The organism is Micromonospora vulcania (assembly GCF_042658605.1).
Classification (GTDB): Bacteria; Actinomycetota; Actinomycetes; order Mycobacteriales; family Micromonosporaceae; genus Micromonospora; species Micromonospora vulcania.
Genome location: NZ_JBHSQS010000004.1, coordinates 103618 through 129117, shown reverse-complemented (window position 1 = coordinate 129117; position 25500 = coordinate 103618). Strand labels below are relative to the sequence as shown.

Annotated in this window: 19 protein-coding genes; 6 read left to right on the top strand and 13 right to left on the bottom strand. The window is 72.5% G+C overall.

Annotated features, from left to right (window positions below):
* Nucleotides 1–107 precede the first annotated feature (107 nt).
* Complete coding sequence (locus ACFQGL_RS07555; protein WP_377507508.1) at nt 108–758, top strand: hypothetical protein; 651 nt, start codon at nt 108–110, stop codon at nt 756–758.
* Nucleotides 759–924: 166 nt separating this feature from the next.
* On the opposite strand, the gene ACFQGL_RS07550 is transcribed toward ACFQGL_RS07555, so the two are convergent.
* The 5 genes from ACFQGL_RS07550 to ACFQGL_RS07530 are packed head-to-tail and all read right to left on the bottom strand — an operon-like array spanning nt 925 to nt 10461.
* Nucleotides 925–2679, bottom strand: a complete 1755-nt coding sequence (locus ACFQGL_RS07550; protein ID WP_377507506.1) for a stealth family protein — start codon at nt 2677–2679, stop codon at nt 925–927.
* Between the two features lie 25 nt (nt 2680–2704).
* Complete coding sequence (locus ACFQGL_RS07545; protein WP_377507503.1) at nt 2705–4948, bottom strand: glycosyltransferase; 2244 nt, start codon at nt 4946–4948, stop codon at nt 2705–2707.
* Nucleotides 4945–6585 (bottom strand): stealth family protein, encoded by a 1641-nt coding sequence (locus ACFQGL_RS07540; RefSeq protein ID WP_377508356.1) that lies wholly within the window; start codon nt 6583–6585, stop codon nt 4945–4947. Before ACFQGL_RS07540 ends, ACFQGL_RS07545 begins: the two co-directional genes overlap by 4 nt.
* A gap of 5 nt (nt 6586–6590) precedes the next feature.
* The gene (locus ACFQGL_RS07535; RefSeq protein WP_377507500.1) at nt 6591–8645 is read right to left on the bottom strand and encodes a PIG-L family deacetylase; all 2055 of its coding nucleotides are present in this window, start codon (nt 8643–8645) and stop codon (nt 6591–6593) included.
* Nucleotide 8646: 1 nt separating this feature from the next.
* Nucleotides 8647–10461 (bottom strand): stealth family protein, encoded by a 1815-nt coding sequence (locus ACFQGL_RS07530; protein WP_377507497.1) that lies wholly within the window; start codon nt 10459–10461, stop codon nt 8647–8649.
* Nucleotides 10462–10962: 501 nt separating this feature from the next.
* Here ACFQGL_RS07530 and ACFQGL_RS07525 point away from each other — a divergent pair.
* Nucleotides 10963–11883, top strand: a complete 921-nt coding sequence (locus ACFQGL_RS07525; RefSeq protein WP_377507494.1) for a DNA-3-methyladenine glycosylase family protein — start codon at nt 10963–10965, stop codon at nt 11881–11883.
* Nucleotides 11884–11896: 13 nt separating this feature from the next.
* On the opposite strand, the gene ACFQGL_RS07520 is transcribed toward ACFQGL_RS07525, so the two are convergent.
* A complete protein-coding gene (locus tag ACFQGL_RS07520; RefSeq protein ID WP_377507492.1) occupies nt 11897–12400 on the bottom strand; it encodes a DUF1990 family protein in 504 nt (167 codons plus the stop codon).
* Nucleotides 12401–12483: 83 nt separating this feature from the next.
* Here ACFQGL_RS07520 and ACFQGL_RS07515 point away from each other — a divergent pair, with 83 nt between their 5' ends.
* Nucleotides 12484–12978 (top strand): GNAT family N-acetyltransferase, encoded by a 495-nt coding sequence (locus ACFQGL_RS07515; protein ID WP_377507489.1) that lies wholly within the window; start codon nt 12484–12486, stop codon nt 12976–12978.
* Here ACFQGL_RS07515 and ACFQGL_RS07510 read toward each other — a convergent pair.
* Both ACFQGL_RS07510 and ACFQGL_RS07505 read right to left on the bottom strand, forming a co-directional pair.
* Nucleotides 12953–13375 carry an SRPBCC family protein gene (locus tag ACFQGL_RS07510; protein ID WP_377507486.1) on the bottom strand — a complete coding sequence of 141 codons (423 nt, stop codon included), beginning with the start codon at nt 13373–13375 and terminating at the stop codon, nt 12953–12955. The genes ACFQGL_RS07515 and ACFQGL_RS07510 overlap by 26 nt on opposite strands.
* Before the next feature lie 203 nt (nt 13376–13578).
* Nucleotides 13579–13791 carry a hypothetical protein gene (locus ACFQGL_RS07505; protein WP_377507483.1) on the bottom strand — a complete coding sequence of 71 codons (213 nt, stop codon included), beginning with the start codon at nt 13789–13791 and terminating at the stop codon, nt 13579–13581.
* Nucleotides 13792–13926: 135 nt separating this feature from the next.
* Here ACFQGL_RS07505 and ACFQGL_RS07500 point away from each other — a divergent pair, with 135 nt between their 5' ends.
* Nucleotides 13927–15042, top strand: coding sequence for an ATP-dependent DNA ligase (locus tag ACFQGL_RS07500; protein ID WP_377507480.1), 1116 nt, complete (start codon nt 13927–13929; stop codon nt 15040–15042).
* Nucleotides 15043–15100: 58 nt separating this feature from the next.
* Nucleotides 15101–16672, top strand: coding sequence for an alpha/beta hydrolase (locus ACFQGL_RS07495; protein ID WP_377508353.1), 1572 nt, complete (start codon nt 15101–15103; stop codon nt 16670–16672).
* On the opposite strand, the gene ACFQGL_RS07490 is transcribed toward ACFQGL_RS07495, so the two are convergent.
* Nucleotides 16599–17114, bottom strand: a complete 516-nt coding sequence (locus ACFQGL_RS07490) for a potassium channel family protein (protein WP_377507477.1) — start codon at nt 17112–17114, stop codon at nt 16599–16601. The genes ACFQGL_RS07495 and ACFQGL_RS07490 overlap by 74 nt on opposite strands.
* 88 nt (nt 17115–17202) lie before the next feature.
* On the opposite strand from ACFQGL_RS07490, the gene ACFQGL_RS07485 reads away from it, so the two are divergent.
* On the top strand, nt 17203–17655 hold the full coding sequence (locus tag ACFQGL_RS07485) for a GNAT family N-acetyltransferase (RefSeq protein ID WP_377507474.1): 453 nt from the start codon (nt 17203–17205) through the stop codon (nt 17653–17655).
* Nucleotides 17656–17679: 24 nt separating this feature from the next.
* Here the strand turns inward: ACFQGL_RS07485 and ACFQGL_RS07480 are convergent, their stop codons facing one another.
* The 4 genes from ACFQGL_RS07480 to ACFQGL_RS07465 are packed head-to-tail and all read right to left on the bottom strand — an operon-like array spanning nt 17680 to nt 25331.
* Nucleotides 17680–18444 (bottom strand): ABC transporter ATP-binding protein, encoded by a 765-nt coding sequence (locus ACFQGL_RS07480; protein ID WP_377507471.1) that lies wholly within the window; start codon nt 18442–18444, stop codon nt 17680–17682.
* Complete coding sequence (locus tag ACFQGL_RS07475) at nt 18441–19436, bottom strand: ATP-binding cassette domain-containing protein (protein WP_377507468.1); 996 nt, start codon at nt 19434–19436, stop codon at nt 18441–18443. The genes ACFQGL_RS07480 and ACFQGL_RS07475 overlap by 4 nt, the downstream gene beginning before the upstream one ends.
* 1 nt (nt 19437) lies before the next feature.
* Entirely contained in the window at nt 19438–22143 is a 2706-nt protein-coding gene (locus ACFQGL_RS07470; RefSeq protein WP_377507465.1) for an FtsX-like permease family protein, read from the bottom strand.
* Entirely contained in the window at nt 22140–25331 is a 3192-nt protein-coding gene (locus ACFQGL_RS07465) for an FtsX-like permease family protein (RefSeq protein WP_377507462.1), read from the bottom strand. The genes ACFQGL_RS07470 and ACFQGL_RS07465 overlap by 4 nt, the downstream gene beginning before the upstream one ends.
* Between the last annotated feature and the right edge of the window lie 169 nt (nt 25332–25500).

Below are 25500 nucleotides of genomic sequence, written 5' to 3'. Positions count from 1 at the left end.
GCGAATCGGTTCAATCGATTCCAGTGAAATTGACCACTGTTACTTCTTCAACCTTGACAGCCATCCCGCCGTACCTATGGGGGAACTGCCAAGAATGAGGAGGGCACGTGGCACAGATGAAGCGGACCGTCATCGTCGCGAGCGCGATGGTCGCACTAACGGCTTGCGCTCCCGCAGGCTACGACGCGGCGAACTCGAGCGCGGCCGAGCCGGTCGCCGTCGCCGCGGCCGAGCCCACCGCGACGGCTGAACCCGAGGCGTCGGCATCCGCGGAGGCTCCGGCCGCCGACGCGCCGCCCCCAGCGGACGTCGACCTGACCGAGAAGCTGATCGGCAAGAAGGTCGCCCGGATGGGCAACGTGGTCACCGACCAGGACGGCTGGATCCTGTACCGCTTCGACAAGGACACCGCCGACCCGAGCTCGTCGAACTGTGTCGACAAGTGCGCCCAGGTGTGGCCCCCGGCGTTGACCGACGGCAACCCGGAGGTCACCGGCGTCTCCGACGACAAGGTCGGCAGTGTCACCCGCCAGGACGGCACCCGTCAGCTCACCGTCGGCGGCTGGCCGGTGTACCGCTACATCGGCGACAAAAAGCCCGGCCAGTGGAAGGGTCAGGCCGTCGGCGGCACCTGGTTCGTGGTCGCGCCGGACGGCAAGAAGAACCTCACCTGCCTGCCCACGTCGACGCCGAAGGCGGTCGCCCCGCCGGCGGACAGCGAGTCGAACGACGCCGGCAGCTCGGGGTACTCCTACTGATCCCGTACGCCACGAGGGCACGGTGGTCGGTCGCAGCCGGGGAGGGCGCGGCCGACCACCGTCGTACGCGGGACGTCGGCATACCGGTGGTGCCGGCGTCCCGCCCGGCGTAGGAGCCGGTGTCCCGGTCGCGCCGACCGCGACCGGGACACCGGCCGGTGTCACCTCAGGTCCGCTCCCACGGGCTGGGCACCGGGAAGTACGTGTCCAGGAACGGGGTGAGCAGGGCCAGTTGGCCGACGAGGTCCTGCTCGACGGAGAACGCGTCGTTGAGGCAGAAAACCTGTCGGTCCCGGCGGGCCAGCAGGTGGGCCAGCCGGGCCGGCGTGTCCGGATGGGACAGTTCGGCGATCGTGTAGAGCAGGTCCCCCGGCACCGCACGGCCGGTGTGGAACGCGTAGTAGTGGTGCAGCGACGAGGCGACCGACAGGTCACCCATGCTGCGGAACTGGCTGCCCGCGGTCCGGCGGTACGGCTCCGGGAACGTCTGCTCGATCTCCTGGAGAACGCTGCGGCGCAGCGCGTGCGGCATGTGCTTCATCTTCTGGGTCAGCACGGTGCCGAACCGTTCGGCGATCAACGCCCGGTTGTTCTTTCCGGCCGCGGACGACGGGATGTCCTCGGCCGACGGTGGGCCGGGCGGCACCAGCGCCGGTGAGGGGAAGAACCGGGAGATGCCGTTGGCCAGGAAGAAGTCCTGCGGCAGCACCTCGGTGCCGAGGAAGACGTCGTCGTTGAAGTACAGGAAGTGCTCGGCCAGCCCGTCGATGTGGTGCAGCTGGCTCTCGATGGCGTGCGAGTTGTAGGTGGGCAGCGCCGACGGGTCGGTGAAGATCTCCCGGTGGCTGACCACCCGCAGCCCCGGTGCGGACTCGTCCAACCAGGCCGGCACCTGGTCGTCGGTCACCAGGTAGACGTGCCGCACCCAGGGCGCGAACAGGTGCAGTGACCGCAGCGAGTAGCGCAGCTCGTCCCGACTGAGGAACCGGGCCGCGCTGGCCGCTTCGGCGTGGTACGGCACACCGGCCACCTCGGCCCGACGGCGCAGCCAGGCCGGGTCGGCGCCGTCGACCCAGGTGTAGACCACGTCGATCGGGAACGCGACGTCGCCGGGGCGGGGCGCCGCGAACTCCGGGCAGGTCCAGGCGGTCGCCGTGGCGGTGGCGGGCTCCAGGCCGGTGAACCGCGACTCCGGTACGAGGACCGCCGGCGCCGATGCCAGCACCTGCTCGGCCACCGGGTTGGGACGCGGCGCGACGAGTGTGCCGCCGGACCGGGTCCAGAACTCGACGTCGCAGCCGTACGCCTGCCCCAGCACCAGCCGACGCCGGGGATCGGTCCAGTACCAGGTCAGCCGGAGCACCGGGGCGTCCGCAAGGCGGTCCCAGGTCTTCGGCTCGAACCCGGCTGCCGGCTGCCCGTTCGGCACCGAGACGTAGCCGGGGACCCGACCGCAGGCGGCGGCGAGTGCGGCGTACGCCCGCGTGCGGTGGGCGGTGTCGACGGCGACCACCGAGGAACGCTGGGACTCGCCGCGGACCCGGAAATGGGGTACGCCGGCCTCGTCGAGCGCCGCCGTCACGGCGCTGAGGTTCTCCAGCCGCGCCCGCAACGGCGTGACCGCCGCGGCGGTCCGGGCCACCCGGGGCCCCCGGTCGGCCGTGACGACCACCCGGTCCCCGCCGGCGACCAACTCCGGCTGACGGCGGGCCAGCCGCTCGCCCCGACGCTCGGACAGCTGACCGTCGCGTGCCGCCCGGGCGACCCACTGCTTCAACTGGTGCCGGGCCCGCGGGCTCACCTTGGTGGCGATGGCGCGGCGGGTCTGCGGGCTCAGGACCCTCCGGTAGACCTCGACCAGCCCGGAGGGTTCGGCCAAGGCCCGGGGCGGGTCCGCCGGTGTGGGCTTCGAATCGGTCACCGCATGTCCTTCCCTGCGTCCGCGCTCACGGACGGTCGACGACGACGATCGACAGCTCGCTGTCGCGGGTGTAGTACGGGCGGACTCGCAGCACCGGCGCCGGGTCCTCCTCGACAAGGTCCAGTCCCGGCTCGTCCACCAGATAGATCTCGGGATAGTTGTAGACGAGCTTCTTGTCGATCACGTCATCGACCAGCAGACCCAACCGGACCTCGCGGTCCGTGCCGGCCTGGCACAGCCACAGATCCCAGTCCTCGTAACGGCCCAGCCGATGTGCGGCCAGTTCGTCGACGGCCACGTCGATCCGCAGGTGGCCGTTGCGCTTTCGCACCACCGGCATGCGGACCGCGCCCTCGCGATGGCCGCGGCGGCGCAGTACGGCCTGCTCCGGAACGCCGGGGCCACACCAGGCGACGTCGATCGACACCCGCTCACCGCTGAGTGCGATCCGCCGTACCTCGGCATGCTCCTCCCGCACCCAACTGCGCACCGCGAGGAACCCGTCCACCGTGCGGTACGGCAGGTGTGACAGGACCCCGTGGGCGCGGGCCAGGTCGTCCACCGGTCGATAACCGCCAGCGAGCACCCGGGTGTCGATCTGGTTCGGCCGCAGCCGTACGCGTGCCCCCGTGAGCGGCTGGAGGTACGCGTTCCAGCGGCCCTCCGGCAACGCGTCCGCGGGCAGGACCCCCACCTGGTACGCCAGATCGTCCCGCGCGTCCAGGGGAACCCGAACCTTGTGCCCGGTGTCCCGGTCACGCAGCAGCAGATGCGCCCCGGCGGCGAGCCCCGGCACGTCGAGCCGCCAGCTGAGGCCGTGATCCGGCAACACCAGGCAGTCCACCGCCGGCCCGCCGGCCGGGGCCGCGATCCGTCGTCGGATCGCCTTCTGCAAGCGGGCCGAGGTGGCCCGTGCCTGCCGGATGCGGGCCAGGCGGGTCAGCGCCCCCATGCTCGCCCGGCGGGCCAGATCGTTGCCGGCGATCCCGCGCAGAACCGGGTCACCCAGTAGCCGGGCCAGATCGGGCTCCCGGATCAGCTCACCGCCACGGGTCAACACCGACCGGGCGAACTGCGGCCCCTGAACCGACCGCTTGGACCGCACGGACTCGGCGGGTGCCGGGCCCCGCTCGGCCAGCACAGCGGCGCACTGGCGGGCGAAGTCGTCGGCGAGCGTCTCCGGATCGAACCGCGCCGCGTTCGCCAGTGCCGATTGGGCCAGCCGGGCCCGGAGGCCCTCATCGCGCATCAACGACCGCAGCGCCGCCGCGTACGCGTCGATGTCGTCCATCGGGACCAGCAGACCGTCGACTCCATGCTGGATGATCTCGCGGGGCCCGACCGGACAGTCGGTGCTGACGACCGGGAGACCGAGGCGCATCGCCTCCACGATGGTCATGCCGAACGACTCACGCTCGGAGGAGACCGCCGCGATCGATCCCTTGACCCACTCGGTCGCCATGTCCTCGCGCCGGCCCATCAACTGGACCTGGTCGGCCATCCCCAACTCGCGGATCTGTGCGGCCAGCGCGGGGCGCTGTGGGCCGTCACCGTAGATCCGCAGCTTCCAGTCCGGGTGGTCGCCGGCGACCCGCGCGAAGGCGGCGATGAGCCGGTCGTACCGCTTGATCGGGTCGAGCCGCCCGGCCGTGACCACGATCCGGTTGTCCCGGCCGGAGGGCGCCACGGTAGGCAGGGGAACGCTGTTCGGCAGCGCCAGGACGCGGGTGTGCGGCACCGGATTGCCGGTTCGGAAGGCGGCGGCGTCCGCCTCGGTCACCGTGAAGGCCAGGTCGATCCGATCGTACGAGAGCCGGATGTGGTCCTTCAGCGCGTCGTCGATCAGGTCCTGCGTCATGTGCTCCTGCGCCACCCGGACCGCGTGGTCGGGGCCGTGCCGGGCCACCACGAGGTTGATCCCCGGACGGGTACCGACGACCACGTCGGCTCCGGTCGAACGCAGATACCCGATCATCCGCTCGTCGGTGAGTCGGCTGTACTGGGTGTGGAACTCCTCGCTCTCGGGCACCAGCAGGGACGGTTCGCGGTGCTGGGGATCGGCGCGGTCGGGGCGCCGCGGTCGGGTGTCGACGAGCGGCACGAGCGCGATGCGATCGTCGATCGCGAACATCGGCCGATCGACCCGACGGAACACGGAGGCGATCTCCACCCCGTGCCCCTGGCCGACCAGGGCGGTCGCCAGGTTCAGCACGGCCCGGTTGGTACCGCCGACGCCGTACATGTTGTGGATCAGGAAGGCGAACTTCACCCGGAGGTCCTCAGCTCGTACGGACTCGGGACCGGGAAGTACGCCTCCATGAACGGTTCGAGGATGCTCATCTGGTGTTGCAGCTGGGCGAACGTCGAGAATGCGTCGTTGATGCAGAACGTGTCCCAGTCCCGCCGTGCCTCCGCCCGCCGCAGCCGCGCCTCGAGGTCGGGCACCGCGAGCTGGACGTAGCCGTAGTTGACGTGGCCAGGCAGGGCGCGGCCGGTCAGGAACGCGTAGTAGTGGTGCAGCGAGTACGTGATGGTCAGGTCGTCGGCGCTGCGGAAACGGCTGCGCATGGTGGCATCGTGCTCGATCGGGAACTCCCGCTCGATCTCGGCCAGGATGCTGCGGCGCAGCGGATAGGGCACGTGCTGGCTGCCCTGGGTGAGGGTCCGACCGAACCGCTTCTCGATCAGCGCCCGGTTGTTTTTGATCATCGCGTCCACCGGGCTGTCCAGCTCGGTCTTCTCGCCGAGCGCGATCCGGTTCTGCGACAGGAAGAACTTGGTGTTGCCGTTGGCGAGGAAGAACGTCTGCGGCGCCAGCGGACGACCGAAGAACATGTCGTCGTTGAGGTAGAGGAAGTGCTCGGCCAGCCCGTCGATGCGGTGCAGCTGGCTCTCGATGGAGCACGAGTTGAAGGTGGGCAGAGCGTCCGGGGCCGCGAAGATCTCCTCGTGATTGACCAGGAAGATGTTGCCGGCGCTCAGGTCGAGCCAGGCTGGCCGCTGGTGGTCGGTCACGATGTAGATGTTGCGGACCCACGGGACGTTCAGGTGCAGCGACCGCAGCGAATACTTGAGCTCGTCGCGGTTGATGTACCGCGACTCGCTGGCCGCCTCGGCGTGCAGTGACTCGCCGCGGATTCCCGCGCGGCGTTGCTGCCACTGCGGATCCGCGCCGTCCACCCAGGTGTAGACCACGTCGATCGGAAAGTCGATGTCGTCCGGGAGCAGCCGGTCGAACTCCGGGCGGCTACGCCGGGTCGGATAGCGCTTCGCCGGAGACGCGAGCCGGGTCAGCCGGTGCTCGCCCACCTGCACCGGCGTACCGTTCAGCGCCACCGCACCCATCATCCGGTTCCGCCGGGGGGCGCGCAGCACGCCGGCGGCCCGGTCCGGCTTCCAGAACTCGATCTCGCAGCCGTACGTCGGGCCCAGGATCAGCTTGAGGCTCGGGTCGACGCGGAACCAGGTCAGCTTGATCGCCTGCGCGACGTACAGCTCGGTCCAGGCCGGCGCCTCCGACGCGTCCCTCAGCCCCCCGACGATCGGGGGCCGGGGCAGCACCTGACTCACGTAGCAGGTCTCGAGCCCGCCGAGCTTCTCCAGAGCGCTCAGCGCGGCAACCCGATCGACCTCACTGACGCCGATCACCGGAGTCCGGTCGTCCATGCCGCGGACCAGGAAGTAGTCCACCCCGTGCTCGTCGAGCGCCCGGCTCACCGCGTCGACGTTGAGCTGACGACCCAACAGCGGGGTGAGGTCGGCATGCACGTACGCGCTGCGACGTCCGCCGTCGACCAGAACCTCGCGCAGGTCGGGCACGTCGCCCGGGATACGACTCGGCGGCACGGACCGGGCCGCGTCGATGGCCCCGGATGGCGCGACCGGCTGTTGCGGTACCGCCGGCATGTGGTTCACGGCACTTCCTTCATCGAGGTCAGGGACGTTCGGGACCGGTCCGGTCGCAGGGCGAGGAGGCCGCCTGCCGTCGACACCGCCAGCACGGTTGCCTTGCCGGCGTCGTTCACCGGGACGGCATGGCCACCGACGATCGGCGTCGACTCGCGCAGCCATTGGCAGGGCGTCGACTGGTCCGGGTCCAGCCAGGTGACGCTGGAGCCGGACGAGTCGTCCCGGACCGCCAACAGGACCGCGCCCGCGCCCGGCACGAACTGGGCGGTCAGCGGGCCGGGACCGCCGTGACCGCCGAGGTCGGCGGCCGTCGACAGGTCCCAGTCCCGTCCGGCGCCCCGGGTGCGGTACGACACCACCGAGGCGGAGTTGGGCCGTCGGAACAGGAGCAGCCGAGCACCGTCGGGCAGCCGCACCACGGCCGGCGGGCCCGCCGGCGGCACCGTTTCCAGCAGCGCGTACTCGGCGGTGAGCTCCGGCACGGAGACCAACCAACGGGCGATCCCGGTGCGCCCCGCGGCGAGCACCTCGACGGTGTGGTCGTCGAGCGCGACCGCGGTCAGCCCGTCCTGCGTGTCCCGACCGCCCAGGTCCTGCCACGGCCTCCAGGACGTCCCGTCGTACAGCCGGCCGCTGAGTCCCTTGCCGGCGTTCCTGGCGAGCAGCAGGATGCGGCCGCCCGCCAGGGCGACAGCCTGTGGCATGCCGATGTGCCGCCGCTTCGCCGGGGCGCTCCGCTGGTTGGGGTTGCCGAGCGACTGCCAGCACACGTCCGTGTACTCGCCCTGGGGTGGCAGCACGATCGTCCATACGTCCCGGACGTGCCGATCGGGCTCCGCGGTGAGGCCCTGCCGCACCGCGAACAGCCGCCAGCCGCCGTCCGGCACGGCCAACGCGCTGACGTGCGGCAGGAGCCGGGTGCCGGGGGCCGCCCGACCCGGGGCGAACTCGCCGGACCTGGTCTCCCGCCAGTGGACCACCCGGCCGCCCAGTACCGCGAACGCCGACAACCGACCGTTCGCACCCGGCGCCGCCCAGGCCCGCGAACCGGGATAGCGCAACGTGGTGCCGGACGCGTTCCCGCTACCGATCGGGTCGCCACCGACCTTGCGGTCGCCGTGGCCGACGGGACCGTCGGCGGGACGGCCGTCAGCCCAACCGTAGGTGTCCTTGTACCGCTGTTTGAGTGCCCGTCCCTCGGGGCTGAGGTTGGACGGCCACCGGCGGACGTAGTAGCCGCGGAACGCCTCGACGGAGGTGGCCCTGCCGCCGCCCTCCGCGAACCACCAACGGGCCGCCTCCTGGGCGAACAGACCGGTGACGGTGTGGAAGATGTGATCGGAGGCGTCGCCGGTGTCGGCGTACTGCGGGTTCGCCTTGTCGTGCAGCAGCAGGTCGGGATCCGGGTCCATCGTCCACAACAACGTCGGCTTGAAGCTGCGCAGCAGGTGCAGCAACGCCTCGATCACGTTCTCCCGGGAATAGTCGAACGTCCCGGAGACCGGGGAGCCGAGCGGGACCATGGTGGGTGTGTGGGCGGCCTCGCCGGTCCACAGCAGCGGCAGCGTACCGGCGTCGGCCGGAGAGCCCGCGGGCGGCAGGCACCAGAGGTTGAGCGCGACGAGCTGGATCTGTGGCGCGTCGACCAGCGTCGAGAGTTCCGCCTCCAGGCCCGGGCCTACGGTGATCGCTTCGCGGTACCACTGGGCGTCCCGGTCACCGACGACCATGTCCCCGTACGCCGAGCGGAGCCCGTTGAACCGAGCGGCGGCGAAGCCCTCGAAATCCACCGGCAGCGCGGCGTGCGCCGCGGAGCCGTTCCGGGCGTTACGCCCGTCCGACTCGCCGGTGGTCAGGCAGACGCTCAGGTGCGCCTCGCTGTGTCGCAACTGGCTGGCGAGCAACGGATTCAGGAAGTACAGGTCGTCGTCCTGGTGCGCCAGCACCGCCATGGACCGGGGCCCGCCCGCGGGCTGCCGGACGTGTCGGCGCAGCACCGCTACTCGGCGACCAATTGCCCGCCGCAGCGTGTCCCAACCACCGTGCTCGGACGTCACGTCACTTCCCCCGGCGGGTCTGCGGGGGCCACGTTGCACGCCTCGCCGTCGGCGGAATCTCCAGGATGACCGTGGTGCCCGGGGCCGGCTGCTGGATGCGCCGTCGTTCACCCCCGCTCTCCCGCCACAGCGCGCTGGCCCCTCGCCCCCTGCGCGCGGCCACCTGATCCGCCGGCAGCTCGAACGGTGCCGGGAAGGGCAGGTAACGCGGCAGGAAGTCGGCCAGCATCTGCTCCTGGGTGGCGAGCGTGGCCGGATCGGAGTCGGTGTCGTTGAGGCAGAACACGTCGCGGTCACGACGACGGAGCAGCTCGGCCAATCGGGCCGGCGTGGACGGATGACCGAGGTCGGCGTACTCGTAGTCGATCTCCGCAGGCACCGCCTGCCCGGTCAGGTACGCCCAGTACTGGTGCAGCGACGACGGGATGGACAGGTCACCGTGGTGGCGGAACCGGTGCCCGGCCGTCTTGGCCACCTCCTCCGGCAGCACCTCCTCGATGTGCTGCATGATGCTGCGGCGCAACGCGAACGGGGTGTGCTTCATCTTCTGGGTGATGGTGACGCCGAACTTGCGCTGAATGTGCCGGCGGTTGTTCTTTCCGGCGGCGTTCACCGGCGCGTCGGTGGGCAACGGATCGCCGAGCGCGAACTGCGCCGGCGACGGGAAGAACTTGGCCACGCCGTTGGCGTGGAAGAAGTGCGTCGGCAGCAGCGGCCGGCCGAGGAAAACGTCGTCGTTCAGATAGAGGAACTGCTCCGCCAGCCCGTCGATCCGGTGCAGCCTCGATTCGATGGCATGCGAGTTGAACGACGACACCCCACCCAGGTCGGCGAACAGCTCCCGGTGCGGGACGACCGTGACCAGCGGGTGGTCCGGGTCGAGCCAGCTCGGCAGCTGACTGTCGGTGACCAGGAAGATCCGGCGTACCCACGGCGCGTAGCTGTACAGCGAACGCATCGAGAACCGCAGCTCGTCGCGGTTGTGGTAGCGGGAGGTGTTCGCCGCGATGGCGTGCAGCGGCCCGTCCGGCGTGCCGAGCGCCGCCATCTTGCGCCGCAGCCACTCCGGGTCGGCGCCGTCCACCCAGGTGTAGACGGCGTCGATCGGGAAGCCCACCCGGTCCGGGGAGCGGACGGCGAGGTCTCGACGGGTGCGGTAGGCGCGTTCGTCCGCCTCCGGCACGAAGTGGCTGATCAGTGCCGCCGCGACGCGGACCGGCGCCGCCTCGGCGGGGGCCTCGTCGACCACGGGATTGTGCCGGGGCGCGCGCACGACGTCGCCATGCCGCGTCCAGAACTCGATCTCACAGGCGAAGGCGGCACCCAGCACCGCGGTCGCCCGCGGGTCGGTCACCGAGAACCACACCTGGAGGATCTCGGCCGGAACGGCCTTCGCGTCGTGCCGGGCGGGCGGGAGCTCGACCGCACGGGTCTGTGCACCGGACAGGGCCGGCGCCGTACGCAGCAGCCGTTGGACGGCAGCCCGCTGGTCCGCGAGGACGGCGACCGAACTGCGCAGCGGGTTGTCGTTGCGCAGGCAGTGGTAGTCGACGCCGGCCGACTCCAACGCGGTCGTCACTGCGGTCAGGTTGCGGTGCCACATCTGCAACGGCGTCGCCGCGATCACCACTTCGGCCTGCTGGCGTACGCCGCCGTCGGTCACCGACACCAGCGAGCCAGGTGCCCGGACGGTGTCGCCGCCACCGGTCTTGACCAGTGCCTGCACCATGCTGATCCGGCGGTTCGCCGGTAGCAGGTCGATCAGCCGTCGGCGTACGGGCTTCGGCAGGAGTCGGTAGATCTTCAGGGCGATCATGCGCCGGGCCGTTCGATCGGAACGACCACCTGATCGGCGGCCACCGTCAACTCTGTCGGGTCGTAGCCGCGCGGAACTCGGGTCGCACCAACTCGACACACACTTGTGCAGCCATCACTGCATGCCTTTCCACAGATCCCCGTTGGCACTGCAAGACGATCTGGCGCCGGCCGGGTGCCGCGCTGTCGCGGGGTGTCGGCGGGCACCGATCTCCGGGCCGGCTCGCGCTCTCCCGTACCGGCGAGAACGGTGGCCGCCGCAGGCGGCCCGGACTAGCACGTTCACCTGCGGGACATCAAACAACCACACGATGGATACCTGAACCACCAGACATCGTCACATAAGGATGTTGTGCCCCGATTCGCCGGAAGATTCCTGGCCGATCAGGCAATGCGACAGCACCGTACGGCCGACTGAACGTGTCCTCACGTTTCTCCCCAAGCGGCTGCCCACCCGGTACTGCAGTCCTCGGGGCCCAGCGCGACCTGGCAGAGTGGTGGGGTGACCGAGACCGAGCCCGCCGCGACCCGGGTGCTGCACCCGCCGACCGGCTACCGGCTGGCCGCGTCGGTTCGCGGGCTCACGTTCAGTCCATACGATCCGTGCGCGCGCATCGCCGCCGGCACCTTCTGGTGGGCCACCCGCACCCCGGACGGGCCGGCCACGCTGGCCCTGCGGCCGGCTGGCGGGGAGCTGATCGCCGAGGGCTACGGGCCGGGCGCCGAGCACGTGCTGGCCCGGGCGGACGCGATCGCGGGGCTGCGCGACGACCTGGGCGGCTTCGCCGAGCTGGCCGCGACCCACCCGCTGGTCGCCCGGCTGGCGCGGGAGCACCACGGGCTGCGGATGCCGAGCACCGGCCAGGTCTTCCCCCGGCTGCTGCGCGCGATCTTCGAGCAGAAGGTCACCGGCAAGGAGGCGTACCGGGCGTACGCGGCGACCGTGCGGCACTTCCGCGAGCCGGCGCCCGGTCCGCTGCAACCGCTGCTGCTGCCTCCCGAGGCCGCCGCGATCGCCGCGACCCCGTACTGGGTGTTCCACCCGTTCGGGGTCGAGCAGCGCCGGGCCGACACGTTGCGCCGCGCCGCCGCACTCGCCGACCGGCTGGAGCGCTGCGCCGACGCCACCGAGGCCACCCGCCGGCTGGTCGCCGTACCCGGCATCGGGCCGTGGACCGCCGCCGAGGTGGTCCGGATCGCGTACGGCGACCCGGACGCGGTCAGTGTCGGCGACTTCCACGTGCCGAACACGGTGGCCTGGGCGCTCGCCGGCGAGCCGAGAGGCGACGACGCCCGGATGCTGGCCCTGCTGGAGCCGTTCCGGGGCCACCGCGGCCGGGTGTGTCTGTTGCTGGAGGCCGCCGGCATCCAGGCGCCGAAGTACGGCCCGCGCGCCCCGATCCGCTCGTTCGCCCGGTTCTGAGCAGCGCCGACGATCAGCCGTCGGCGCAGAGCCGGCGCAGCGTGCGACCCAGCCACCAGGCGTACGCGTGCTGCACGCCCCGGGCGGCCGGGCCGGCGGCGCGGGTGAACCAGCGGACCGGGCGGCTGAACGCGCGTACCTCGAACCAGACCGCGTCGGCGTCGTCGCGGCCGACCACGAACGCCTCCTCCCCCCGCTCGGGGTGCCCGGGCAGGGTGCCGTAGCCGAAGCCGGCGAGCCGTGGGGAGTCCTCGCTCCAGATCACCTGGCAGGCCCCCGAGATGCGGGCCGGGCCGACGCCCAGGCCGACGGTCACCCGGGCCCCCTCGGTGGCCCGTGCGGCGTCGGTGCGCATCCGCACACCGGCCGCGCGGTGCAGCCGCCAGCTCAGCACCGCCTCGGCCGCGGTGTCGAAGCTGCCGGCCGGGAGGGGGTAACGGTGGCGCAGGTGGTGGTATCCGCCGGGCAGCGGCCCGTGTCGGGTCCGTCCCACCTCCGGGTACGTCACGTCCGCCACGGCTCTCCCTCGTCCCGGTCCAGTGGTCAGCGTACGGCCGGCCCGCCGGGCGGTGCCGGCGCCCGCTGTGGTGTGCTGCCTGGATGAACGTCGAGGCGACCATCGTCCCGGCCGGTGTCGCGGACGCTGGCGAGATCCTCACCGTGCAGCGGGCCGCGTACCTGACCGAGGCGCAGCACTACGCCGATCCGTTCCTGCCGCCGTTGACCGAGACGCTGGACGAGGTCCGCGCGGTACTGAGCGGGCCGACCATCGTGCTCGCCGCCCGGCTGGGGCACCGGCTGGTCGGCTCGGTACGGGCCCACCTGGACGGGGACACCGCGCACGTCGGGCGGCTGTCGGTCGCTCCGGATCAGCAGGGACGAGGGCTCGGCGGACGGCTGCTCACCGCCATCGAAGCGGCCTGCACCGGTCGGGTGGCCCGGTTCACCCTGTTCACCGGCGCGGCCAGCGCCCGCAACCTGCGGCTGTACGAGGGGCACGGCTACCGGATCGTGGCGCACCGGCCGGACCCGAACGGCATCCAATTGGCCGTGCTGGAGAAGCCGGCCGTCAGCCCTGCTCGCACCGACGCTTGAGCCCGTCGGCCTCCAGCCGTACGTAGCGGCGCAGCAGTCCGCCGTACAGCCAGCCGATCGGCACGGCCAGCGGCCCGGACTGGACGATGGCCAGCTCGACCCGGGTGCGACCGTCGGGCAGCGGCAGCAGCCGATGCTCGCCTCGGGTACGCACCCCCGGGGTGTCCGAGACCCAGGCGAACTCCCGTGCCTCGGTCAGGTCGGTGACCCGCCACACCGCCGGCCGCAGCTTCGGCTGGGTCAACCGGGCGGTCGCGCCGACGGCGAGCGGCCCCGGCTCAGCCCGCTCAGCCCGACTCACCGAGGCCGTCCACTCCGGCCAGCGCTGCACGTCGACCAGCACCGCCCAGACCTGTTCGGCGTCGGCGGCGATCTCCGTATCGGCTTCGAACCGCATTGCGTCCCCTCCCCGGCATGCCGCTCGGCACCCCACGGGTGCGGACGACGCCGCCGCGAGCAGTGTGACACCAGCGTTCAACGCCGCCGTTTGATCAGCAGGTTCGAGGTCAACAGGTCGGCCATCAACCCTCCTCAGTGGATGGTTTCAGGCTGGTACCCGGTGGCGCACGTCCGTACACCACCCGTACCCGCCGCGCCGGGTCAGGCGGCCTCGCGCAGGTCGGCCAGGCTGAGCGGGGTACGCCGGCGCAGCAGCTCCTCCAACTCCGGCACCGACCCGACCTCACCGAGCACGTTCCGGCCGCCTCCGAACCGCTGCGGGTAGCGGCGGGTCAGCCGATAGCGGTAGCGGCCCCGGATCAGCTCGATGCTCACCCGCCACCGCCCGCAGCAGTCACAGACCCACTCGGACACCTCGCGAAAATAGCTCTGACCTGGGGTTATTTGATTCGCCCGGTCGGGACGAGCAGCGCGTAGGAGGACACGCCGCCGCCGCGCCCACGGTGATCTGCCTCACGACTGTCGGTGCCGTCTGATTGACTGGTCGCCGTGGACCTGCCGATCAATCCTCCGGTCGAGCCGATGCTGGCCAAGAGCGTCCCCAAGCTGCCCACCACGCCCGGGGTGACCTACGAGCCCAAGTGGGACGGGTTCCGGTGCATCGTGTTCCGCGACGGCGACGAGGTGGAGCTGTCCAGCCGGGGCGGCAAGTCGATGACCCGCTACTTCCCGGAGGTCGTCGAGCAGGCCCGCCGGCAGCTACCCGAGCGGTGCGCGGTCGACGGCGAGTTGATCGTGATCCGGCGGGACGGCCCGGACGGGCAGCCGCGGCTGGATTTCGAGCTGCTGGCCCAGCGCATCCATCCGGCCGCGTCCCGGGTGAAGCTGCTGGCCGAGACCACCCCGGCCGACTTCGTCGCCTTCGACCTGCTGGCCATCGGCGACGAGGCTCTGCTCGACGAGCCCTACCCGCGCCGCCGCGAGCGGTTGGTCGAGGCGTTGGCCGGGGTCCGCCCGCCGATGCACGTCACCCAGGTCACCACCGATCCGGAGACCGCGCGCCGCTGGTTCGAGGTCTTCGAGGGCGCCGGGCTGGACGGCCTGATCGTCAAGCCGGCCGACCTGCCGTACGAGCCGGGCAAGCGGCTGATGTTCAAGGTCAAGCACGCCCGCACGGCGGACGCGGTGGTCGCCGGCTTCCGGTGGCACAAGTCCGGCCCGGTGGTCGGCTCGCTGCTGCTCGGCCTCTACGACGACGCGGGGCTGCTGCACCACGTGGGGGTGAGCGCCTCGTTCAGCATGGCCCGCCGCGCCGAGCTGTTGGACGAGCTGGCGCCCTACCGGGACACCGGCGGCGAGCACCCGTGGGTGCACGGCGACCACGAGCGCGGCCAACGCATTCCCGGCGGAGTGAGCCGGTGGACCGGCACCAAGAACCTGGAGTGGGAGCCGCTGCGCCCGGAACTGGTGGTCGAGGTCGGCTACGACGCGATGGAGGGTGAGCGCTTCCGGCACACCGCCCAGTTCGTCCGATGGCGGCCGGATCGCGATCCCCGCTCCTGCCGCTACGACCAGCTCGACCGCCCGGTGCGCTTCGACGTGGACCAAGTGCTGCGCGGCGACCCGACGGTCACCGTCGGCGGCACCGCCACCGGCCCGGCGTAGCCTGGCCGTCCACACCACTTCGGAGGACCACGTGACCCGCTCCGCCGACCAACCTCGGATGGCGATCAGTCGCCGGTTGCGCCGTAGTCTCGTCGGCTTCGCCGTCGCGGCACTGCTCACCGCCGGCTGCACCCTGCCGGCGTTCGCGCCGCGTACCGAGGTGCAGGGCGAGGCGGCGCCGGTCGGCAGCTCGCCGACCTGGCGGGCCTGCCCGGAGGTGGCCGAGGACCTGGTCGGGCGGAGTGCGCCGGACATGCGTTACGAGTGCACCCGGATCGCGGTGCCACGGGACTGGGGCACCGGCGGCGGCGCGACCGCCGGCCCGGGCGTCGGGCAGACCTTCGAGATCGCCCTGTTGCGGGCCCGGTCCACGAAGCAGCGGGACCGGGTCGGCTCACTGGTGGTCAACCCGGGCGGCCCGGGCGGGTCCGGCGTCGACACGGCCGTCTACCTGTCCTTCGGCCCCCAGTTCGGCGGGCTGCCCGCCGCGATCACCGACCGCTTCGACATCGTCGGCTTCGATCCGCGCGGGGTGTCCCGGTCCAGCCCGGTCAAGTGCATCTCGGACGGCGATCTGGACGCCAGCTTCGGCTACGACCCGGACCCAGCCAGCCAGTCGGCGTTCGACGGCTTCGTCGGGCTCAGCCAGCGGATCGGGCGCGGCTGCGGCGACCGGTACGGCGACCAACTGCCGCTCTACGGCACCGAGCAGGCCGCCCGGGACATGGACGCGGTCCGCGCCGCCGTCGGCGACGACAAGCTCACCTACCTGGGCTACTCCTACGGCACGCTGCTCGGCGCGACCTACGCCCAGCTCTACCCGCAGCGGGTGCGGGCGCTGGTGCTCGACGGCGCGGTCGACCCGCAGCAACGCCTGGTGGCCGGCTCGGAGAGCCAGGCGCGGGGCTTCGAGCGGGCCTTCGACAACTTCGCCAGCTGGTGCACGGCGAACGCCGCCCGCTGCCCGATCGCCCCCGACGCACGCGCCGCGGTCACCACGGCGATCGACAAGGCCAAGGTCTCTCCGGTACGCGGCGACGACGGCCGCGAGGCCACCGCCGGTTGGGTCTTCTACGCGGTCATCTCCTCGCTCTACACCGAGGCCGGCTGGCAGGAGCTGGCCCGGGCGATCGACCGGCTGGCCGAGGGCGACCCGAAGGACGTGTTCCGGCTCGCCGACGCGTACGCCGGCCGGGAGGACGACGGGCACTACTCGAACCTCTTCGACGCCAACCTGGCGATCAACTGCGCCGACGAGACTGAGAAGCCCAGCCGGGAGCAGATCCGCCAGTTGCAGTCGCAGTGGCGCACGAAATACCCGTTGTTCGGTCCGGCGCTCGCGGTCGGCATGCTGAGCTGCGTCGAGTGGCCGGGCAGCCGCGACCCGTACCCGACCGGTCGGGCGGCCGGCGCCCCGCCGATCGTGGTGGTCGGCACCACCGGCGACCCGGCGACGCCCTACGAACAGACCGGCCGGCTCGCCTCGATGCTGGGCGTCGGTCGGGTGCTCACCTGGGAGGGCGAGGGGCACACCGCCTACCCGCAGACCTCCTGCATCACTGCTGCCGTCGACGCCTACCTGCTCGACCTGACCGTTCCCAGGGAGGGGCTGCGCTGCCCGGCCCGCTGACCGCGCGGTCCGCCGGTGGCAGCGGCGGAAGCTCGATCCCCTGCCGGGTGGCCAACTCCTCCAGCAGTGCCCGCATCCGGCGCACGTCGGCCTTGAGCTGCTCCTGCTCCTCATGTTCGAAGGCGTTGTCGTCGACGATGAGCCGGCTGGCGAAGTGCGCGGTGATCAGCGGGATGACCAGCAGCACCATGGTCGAGATGAGGAGCGCGGCGAGCGTACGGCCCGCCCAGGTGGTCGGTGAGATGTCGCCGTACCCGACGGTCGAGGCGGTGACCACCGCCCACCAGACGGCATCGGCCGGGCTACGCGCCTCGACCTCGCCGTAGATGATCCCCGCCACCACGATCATCAGCAGGTACGAGGTGATCAGCGTGCGGGGTGAGTTCGCGAACCACACCAACGCCCGGTAGATCCACCGGAATGGCAGCAGCAGAACCTCCATGCCGACCCATGCTGCCCGCTGCCGTCAACCACCGCCGATCAACTCGCCGGCCTCCATCGGCCGACGTCGCTGTGCCAGGCTCACCGGCATGACCGACGTGATCTACCGGGAGGCGGTCCGGTCGGACCTGCCCGACGTCATCGCCCTGCTCGCCGACGACGTCCTGGGCAAGGCCCGCGACTTCACCGAGGTCGACGAGGCGTACGAGCGGGCGTTCGCGGCCATCACCGCGGACCCCCGCAACCAGCTGATCGTCGCCGAGCAGGCCGGTGAGCTGGTCGGCTGCCTCCAGATCACCTACATCCCCGGGCTCGGCCGGCACGGCGCCGAGCGGTCCCTGATCGAGTCGGTCCGGGTCCGCTCCGACCGACGCGGCCAGGGGCTCGGCCGGGAGCTGATGACCTGGGCCATCGACCAGGCCCGCGCCCGGGGCTGCGCCCTGGTGCAGCTCACCACGGACAAGACCCGCGCCGACGCACACCGCTTCTATCTGGGCCTCGGCTTCGTCGCGAGCCACGAGGGGATGAAGCTCCCGCTCTGACCGCCCGCCCCTACACCCGCGCTGTCAGGCGTCGACCAGGCGACCGTCCCGAAGGCTGAGCACCCGGTCGGCGAGGTCGATCAGGGCGGGATCGTGCGTCGCCACCAGGGCCGTCATGCCACGGGCGTGCACCACCGCGCGCAGCAGGTCCATGATCGACCTACCCGTCTCGGAGTCGAGCTGGCCGGTGGGTTCGTCGGCGATGAGCAGATCCGGCTCGTTGGCCAGCGCACGGGCCACCGCGACCCGCTGCTGCTGCCCGCCGGAGAGCTCGTACGGGCGCTGGCTCGCGTGCCCACCCAGGCCGACCAGCTCCAGCAGAACCGCGACCCGCTGCTCCCGCTCCGCGGCCGGCACCTGGGCCAGCCGCAGCGGCACCCCCACGTTCTCGGCGGCGGAGAGGATCGGCACCAGCCCGAAGGTCTGGAACACGAAGCCGACGGTGCCCCGGCGCAGGCGCAACAGCTCCGCCTCACCGGCCGCCGTCACCTCGTGCCCGGCCACCACCACCTGTCCGCTGTCCGGCCGGTCCAGGCCGCCGATCAGGTTCAGCAGCGTGGTCTTGCCGGCGCCCGAGCGGCCCCGGATGGCGACCAGCTCGCCGCGCCGGGCGCTGAACGAGACGTCCTGCACCGCGTGCACGGCATGCTCGCCGCGACCGAAGGTCCGGCTCACACCGCTGACCCGGACCACCTCGTCGCGGGCCGGCCCGGCCTGGGCGAGCCCGTCGGCCCCGGCGACACCCACGAAGCTGGTCGCTCCCGTCGCCACCATGTCCCGCTGGCTCATGCCCGCGCCTCCTGCCCGTCCGAGGCCCGGTCACCGGGCCGTACCTGCACATGGTCCGGCTCCAGATCGAGCCGTACCCGGTCCTTCAGCGACAGCGCGTCGACGAAGGCGGCCGGGAGCTGCATCCGGCCGTTCCGGTCGAGCACCGCGTACTCCTCGCTGACCAGCTCGGTGTTGCCGTCCGCGCCGATCCGAGCGGTCCGGCGTACCTCGGAGGCGGTTCGGCCGTCGCGGATCGCGACGGTCCGGCGGACCTGCGTGGCCACGGCCTGGTCGTGGGTGACGACCACGATGGTCACGCCCAGCTCGGCGTTGATGGTGCGCAGCGCACCGAAGACGTCGGCGCCGGTCGCCTCGTCCAGCTCACCGGTCGGCTCATCCGCGAAGAGCACCTCCGGGTCGTTGGCCACGGCCACCGCCACCGCGCACCGCTGCTGCTCGCCGCCGCTGAGCTGCCCCGGCCGGCGATCCGCGCAGTAGCCCACCCCGACCATGTCGAGCAGCTCCCGGGCCCGCTCGCGCCGGGCCCGCCGGGAGCGCTTGCCGGCGAGCTGCATCGGCAGCTCGACGTTCTCCAGAGCCGTCAGGTACGGCAGCAGGTTGCGGCCGGTCTGCTGCCAGACGAACCCGACCAGCTCCCGCCGGTAGCTCAGCCGCCGCCGGGCCGACAACGAGAGCAGGTCGTAGTCGGCCACCCGGGCGATCCCCGCGGTCGGGGTGTCCAGTCCGGACAGGATGTTGAGCAGCGTCGACTTGCCCGAGCCGGAGGCGCCCACGATCGCCACCAGCTCGCCCCGGTCGATGACCAGGTCGAGCCCCTGCAGGGCGACCACCTCCACCCCCTCGGTCTTGAAGATGCGCACCAGGCCGTCACAGACGATGTGCCCACGCAGCCGGTCCTGACCGCCGGCCCGTTCGGCGGCGCGTTGCGCGGCCCGCCGTTGCAGGGCGGCCAGGTCGGGCACCACGGAAGTCTCCGCAGTAGCGGTCATCTCAGCTCTCCTCTCCGAGCCGGAGCACCTCACCGAGGCGCAGCCGGCGGTTGTTCAGTGCCTCGACGGTGACCGCGAAGCCGAGGGCGACCGCCCCGAGCGCGAGCACCGCGACGACCAGACCGGGCTCGAAGGCCACCCGGACCGGAATGCCGCTGGTGAACGCGGACAGGCCGAGCACCGGGTTGAGCAGCAGGGGCAGCACCGCCCCGACCAACGCGCCGGTCAGCACCGACACCCCGACCAGCGGGGTCAACTCGACCAGCAGCAGTCCACGCCACTGCCTGCGGGACAGGCCGAGGGTGCGCAGCCGGGACAGCACCTGGCCCCGGGCCCGCGCGCCGGCCAGCACGGTGAACGCGATGGCCAGCAGCCCGAGTACGGTGCCGCCGACGGCGCCGGCCACGAACCCGAAGGCCAGCACCCCGTTCGCGCCGCCGTCACCCAGTGCCTGTCGAACGTCGGCTCGGGTGTCGACCGTCGCGCCGATCGGCCGTTCCTTGCCGGTCACCGCCCCGGTCTTCTGGTAGCGCAGTTGACCCTGGTCCCCGGCCTCGCGCAGCGCCTCGGCGTTCAACCGGTCCCCGGCGACGAGCAGGCTGGTCGGAACCGGAACGGTGGTCCGGGTGGGCAGCGCCTGCCAGGGCAGGATGACGAATCGGCTGGTGTTCCCGGGCAGCAGCGGGAAACTCTCCGCGGTGTCGGCCACCCGGAACTCGTACCGCTGGCCCTGTACGGCGATGAACGCCGAGCCCTCCAGCCCGGCACGGGCCAGGTCGGCGGCGACCGCCGGGGAGACGATCGCGGGCAGCGGCCCCGACTCGGCCCGGGCGGTACGCAGCACCGGCGGTATCGCCAGGTCCACGCCGGCTTCCCGGGTGACCCCGGCCAGCCCCGGGCCGTCGATCAGCAGTACCTCGGCCTGACCGATCCGCGCGTCGGTGCCGAGGTCGTCGGTGGCCAGCCGGTCGGCCGGCCCGTTCAGCACCCGGGTGGCGGCCCGCACCCCGGGCACGCGGAGCAGCTCGTCGACGGTGTCCGGAGCGAAGCGCTCGCCCCGGATCAGCGCGTCGGCCGGCACCGCCTGCTCGGCGGCCCGGTCCCGGCTCGCGTCGACACCGGCGGCGACCACCCCGCAGAACGCGGCGGTCCCGATCGCCAGCACCACGACGACGAGTGGCGCGGCGACGGCGGACCGGCCGGCCCGTGCGGTGCCGAGGAAGGTCACGCTCCCCCGGGTCCGCGCGGCCAGCCGGCTGACCAGCAGCAACGGCCAGGGGTACGCGCGCAGCGCGAGCACCGCCGCGCCGATCGCGAACAGCACCGGCACCGCCACCAGCAGCGGGTCCACCTCGCCGAGGGTGAGGCCGCGTCGACGCAGCAGCACCACGGCGAGCCCGGCCAGCAGCAGCAGGGAGACCTCGACGGTGAGCCGGCGGGCGGACGGGCGTACCCGGACCAGGTCGCGGCGGGACGAGCCGCCGACCGGCACCGCCAGCGTGGCCAGCGGTAGTGCCAGGGTGACCAGCACGGCCGCCCCGACGGCGTACAGCGCCGTCGGGTCCGGGGCACCCGGGAAGAGGGTGCCCAGCCACCAGCCCAGCACGGCGGCGATCGGCACCACCAGCAGCGATTCGGCGAGGCTGCGCCGGGCACCGGCGGTGGCCGCGCCGCCCCGGGCGCGCAGCAGGATGAACTCGGCGCGGCGCCGCCGGGCGGCGAGGATGGCCGCGAGCACGACGAGCCCGGCCAGGGTGGCCAGCACACCGGCCGAGATCACCGCCAACAGCGTCCGGGCGGCGTGCACCTGGGCGGCGAAGGCGCGCAGCGGAACATCGACGCCCAGGGTCACCGCTAGCTCGTTCCTGGGGTCGCGTTGCATCTGTTGCAGGCCGTCGATCATTTGATCGAGGTCACGGGCGTCGATCCGGTCGCCGCTGATCCGGTAACGCCAGTCGGAGCGCACCTCCCAGCCCGCCGCGGCCCGCTTGTCGAGGGTCACCGGGGCGGCGATCGCCTGGATGACGTACGGCTGACCGTCCCCGACCGGTTCTTCGATCCGCAGCAGCGAGGGCAGCCCGTCCCAGATGCCGTTCGCGCGGTCGACGGGGCGGAACAGCCCGGAGACCAGCACCGGCGATGCCTTCGTCAGCACGCCGTTGCGATCGGCGACGCCGATCCGCAGTTGGCTGCCGGCGCGCAGGTTGAGCTTGCCGGCCACGTCGGCATCGAGCGCCACCTCGATCGGCCGGCCGGGAACGAACGTCTCGTTCGGCCACGCCCCGTCGACCAGGGTGCTCGCCTCCTGGACGCCGGGCAGGGCTCGCAGACCCAGGTCGACCAGCAGGTTGCGGGCCGCCAGGTCGGGACCGACCAGGCGGTTCGGCGCGGCGTCCACGTTGTACCACCGCTCGGCCACCGCCGAACGCACCTGCGGCGGCATCTGCCCGGCCAGGTCGTCGAACTGCCGGCGGGCGTTGGGCATGACCGGCGCCGCCTCGGTGACGATGTCCCCGGTGGTGTAGGTGAGGTCCCGGCGGGCGGGCTGCTCGCTGCTCAACTGCTGCTGCAGGCCCTGCTGGATGAGCCGGTTGACCAACCGGGGAACCCCGCTGACCAGCAGCGTGACGACCAGCGTCAGCACCGCCAGGAGCAGGAACTGCCCGCCGTACGTCCGGACCCGCCGGACGGCCGCTCCGATGCTCATCGCTCTCCCCCGATCCGCAACTGCACCGCCGCCACCCGCTGCCGGATGCCGGTGGCGATGAACGCGCTGAAGGCGAGCGCCGCCAGCAGCAGTCCGACCGCGGTCACGCCGATCGGCAACCACGGCAACACGAACGTCGGTGGGGGCACCGGCCGGCCGGCGGCCGGAGTGAGGATGACCAGCGGGGCCATGGTGGCCCCCACCGCGGCACCGAGCAGCAGCCCGACGCCCACCCCGATGCCGGCGAGGAAGCTCTGCTCGGCCAGCAGCGCCCGGGCCAGCAGCCGGGGCGTGGCGCCGAGGGTGTTCAGCACCGCGAACTCGGTGAGCCGGTGCCGGGCGGTGGCCCACACGTCCACCACGAGGCCGACCAGGGCGAGCAGCACCGCACCGAGCGCGGCGGCGAGCATTCCGGTACGCGACCCCCGCCAGTACGGGTCCTCGGCGGCCGACTCGATCACCTTGCTCCGGTCCAGGACGGTGACCCCGGTCAACTCGGCGGCGGCTCCGGCGGCGGTCGCGCCGTCGTCGACACCGACCCACCATTCCGGTACCGGGCGCAGCGTGCCACTGGAACGGACCAGCCAGTCCACGGCGGCGGGCAGGTCCAGCAGGATGCCGTCGCCGGTGGTGGCGGGCACCGAGTCCAACTCGCCGACCAGCTTGATCGGCAGCGACGCGCCGGAGAGCGCGACGGTGACGGTGTCGCCGGTACGCAGGCTGAGCGCCTTACGAGCCGCGGGGGTCATCAGCACCGGTACGGGCGCGTTCTCCCCGCCGGGGACGATGGTCAGCCGCGTCGGCGGCTGGTATCCCCACGGCACGTCGAAGCTCTGGTCGATGGAGTGCGTCGCGGACAGGCCGGTCGGGGTGGCGAGCGCCGGCTTGCCCTCGGCCGGGTCCTCGCTCGGCAGCGCCAACCAGCTTCCGGTGAGGTCGACAGGCTGGCGAGCGCCGACCGCGCCGACGACGCTCAGCCCGCTCACCTGGAACTGATATGTCGGGCTTCCTCCCGGACCGCCGCCGGCCTCGAGGCCGGCCAGCCGCAGCCGCGCGCCGCCGACGTCGGGCAGCTTGACGGTGAACGGTGTCGCTCGGCCGTCACTGGGGGCGTTCACGGCGGGCAGCCGGTAGCTGACGCCGTTGGCGCTGGTGACCAGCAGGGTCACCCCGATCCGGTAGGCAGGGTCGACCCCGGTCATCGGGGTGCGGGCCGTACCGGTGATCGCCGTGCTGCCGGCGGGCAGCTCGATCCCGGCGGGAGCGCCCCGGGCCTGGACCAGCCGTTGATAGAGCTGGGACATCGGCTCGTCGGCCAGGCGGTCGCTGAACCGGGCGACGCCGGCCGCGCTGGCCGGGTCGAGGCCGATCACGGTCACCGGAAGTTCCTCCCGACCGACCCGCGCCTCGTCGCGCCACACCGGTAGCGCCCGGTCGACGCCCGGCAGCGCGGCGAGCTGGGCCGCCCGGGTCGGCGGGGCGGAGCCGGAACGCTCGGTGACTCGCAGGTCGGCGCCGACCGTGTGGCCCGCCTGCTCGACCTGCGACCGCTCCCCGGTGCTGATCAGGGACCAGGCCAGGGTGCTGCCACCGACGGCGAGAGCGAGCAGCAGCACCGGGCCGGCGTGCGGACGTCGACCGGCCTGCCACATGCCGAACATGGTGGCCGTCCAGGGCCGTCGGTCGACGAACCGCTCGGCGAACCGGGTGATCGGCGGGAGAATCCGCAACGCCAGGACGGCTCCGGCCAGCACACCGAGCGTCGGGGCGGCGACCAGCAGCGGGTCCAGGCCGAGTTGACCGCCCGAGCCGGCCAGCGGTGAGGCGTACCGGCGTAGCTGCACCCAGGCGAGCACGGCGAGCGCCACCAGGACCAGGTCGACGCTGGCCCGCTGGACGCTCGCGGACCGGTTCGGTCGGGAGCGGGCGGCCATGTCGGCCACGTACGTGCCGGAGCCGCGCAGTGTCGGGGCGACCATGGCCACCAGGCAGCCGACCGCGGTGGCCACGGCAGCGGCCCAGAGCAGAGTGACGTTGCCGCCGGAGGCGGAGAGTTCCACCGCTCCACCGGGTCGGATGTACCGCAGCGCCTCGGTGGCGATCAGCGGCCCGAGCAGGACGGCCGGGGCGACCACCAGCGTCGCCTCGCGGGCGGCCAGGCCGGCCAACTGCCCACGGGCGGCGCCGCGGGCGCGCAGCAGTGCGGTCTGCGGGCGGCGGTCCTCGTGCAGCAGGGCCGCGACCAGCACCAGCGTGTAACCACCGAGCACCAGGATGAGCAGCAGCGGGGTGGCCAGGGCGGAGCGACCCACCAGGTCAGCGCGACCGATCCGGTCCAGCAGCCGCTCCATCTTGGTCGCCGTCTGCCCCGACGTGCCCAGGTCGGCGGCCTCGGGCACCGCCGTGGCGGCGCCCGTCAGCGCGGCCCGTACGGCGGGCAGGTCGGCCGCGTCGACGCTGGCGAGGTCGGGTTCGACCAGCCAGGACGCGGACACCGCGCCCGGGAAGGTGGCCGCGAAGTCGGCCGGGTCCAGCACGAACGGCCCGTACGAGGTGGTCGAGGCGACGCTGCCGGTGCCCACGCCGGGGGCCAGCAGCCAGTACGCGTCGGCCGCGTCGCGGGGCCGCCAGGTGCCGGCGAGCACCACCTGGCTGGACCGCTCGGTGGACCGGTCGCGCAGCGGGATCCGTTCGCCGGCGCTCAGGCCCAGTGCGGTGGCGACGCGCTCCGGCAGGCTCACCTGGATCGGGTTCGCACCGGGGTGGGGCCATGCCCCGCTGGTCAGCTCGGCGTGCTCGGCCAGGTCGTCGAGGTTGGCCATGTTCGCGAACACCGGCTCGTCGCCGCTGCGCGGCACCGACCCGAGGTCACCGGTCAACTCCCGGCCGGTGCCGTACCGGGCCGCGGCGACCGCGACCGGGACGCCGGCGAGCCCGTCGGTGAACTCGGCGCGGACCGCCTTGTCCCGGGTGGCGAATTCGGCGGCGTCGCGCCCACCGGCGCCACTGACCAACAGCCCGCGTTCCTCGGCCGGCGAGGCGGCCACCAACGCCCGCTGCCCGGCGTCGACCGCGCGCCGGTTGTAATCGGACAAACCGGTGACCAACGCGACGGCGACCAAGGCGGCGATCACCGCGGCTACCAGCAGACCCCGCGCCTCGCGGGCCCGCCTCCACACCAGCTTCATCCGACGCCTCCCCTGGCCCTGGCGGGCCGACGCCCATCAAGACTGGTCACCCACCCGGAAAGGTTCGCGCCCGTTACTTGATCGTTATTCCGCCCGACGCACCCTCGCAGGGCCCGTGAGCCGGTGAATCGGGTATCCGTCGATTCCGCCGCGCACTAGCATCGCCGCC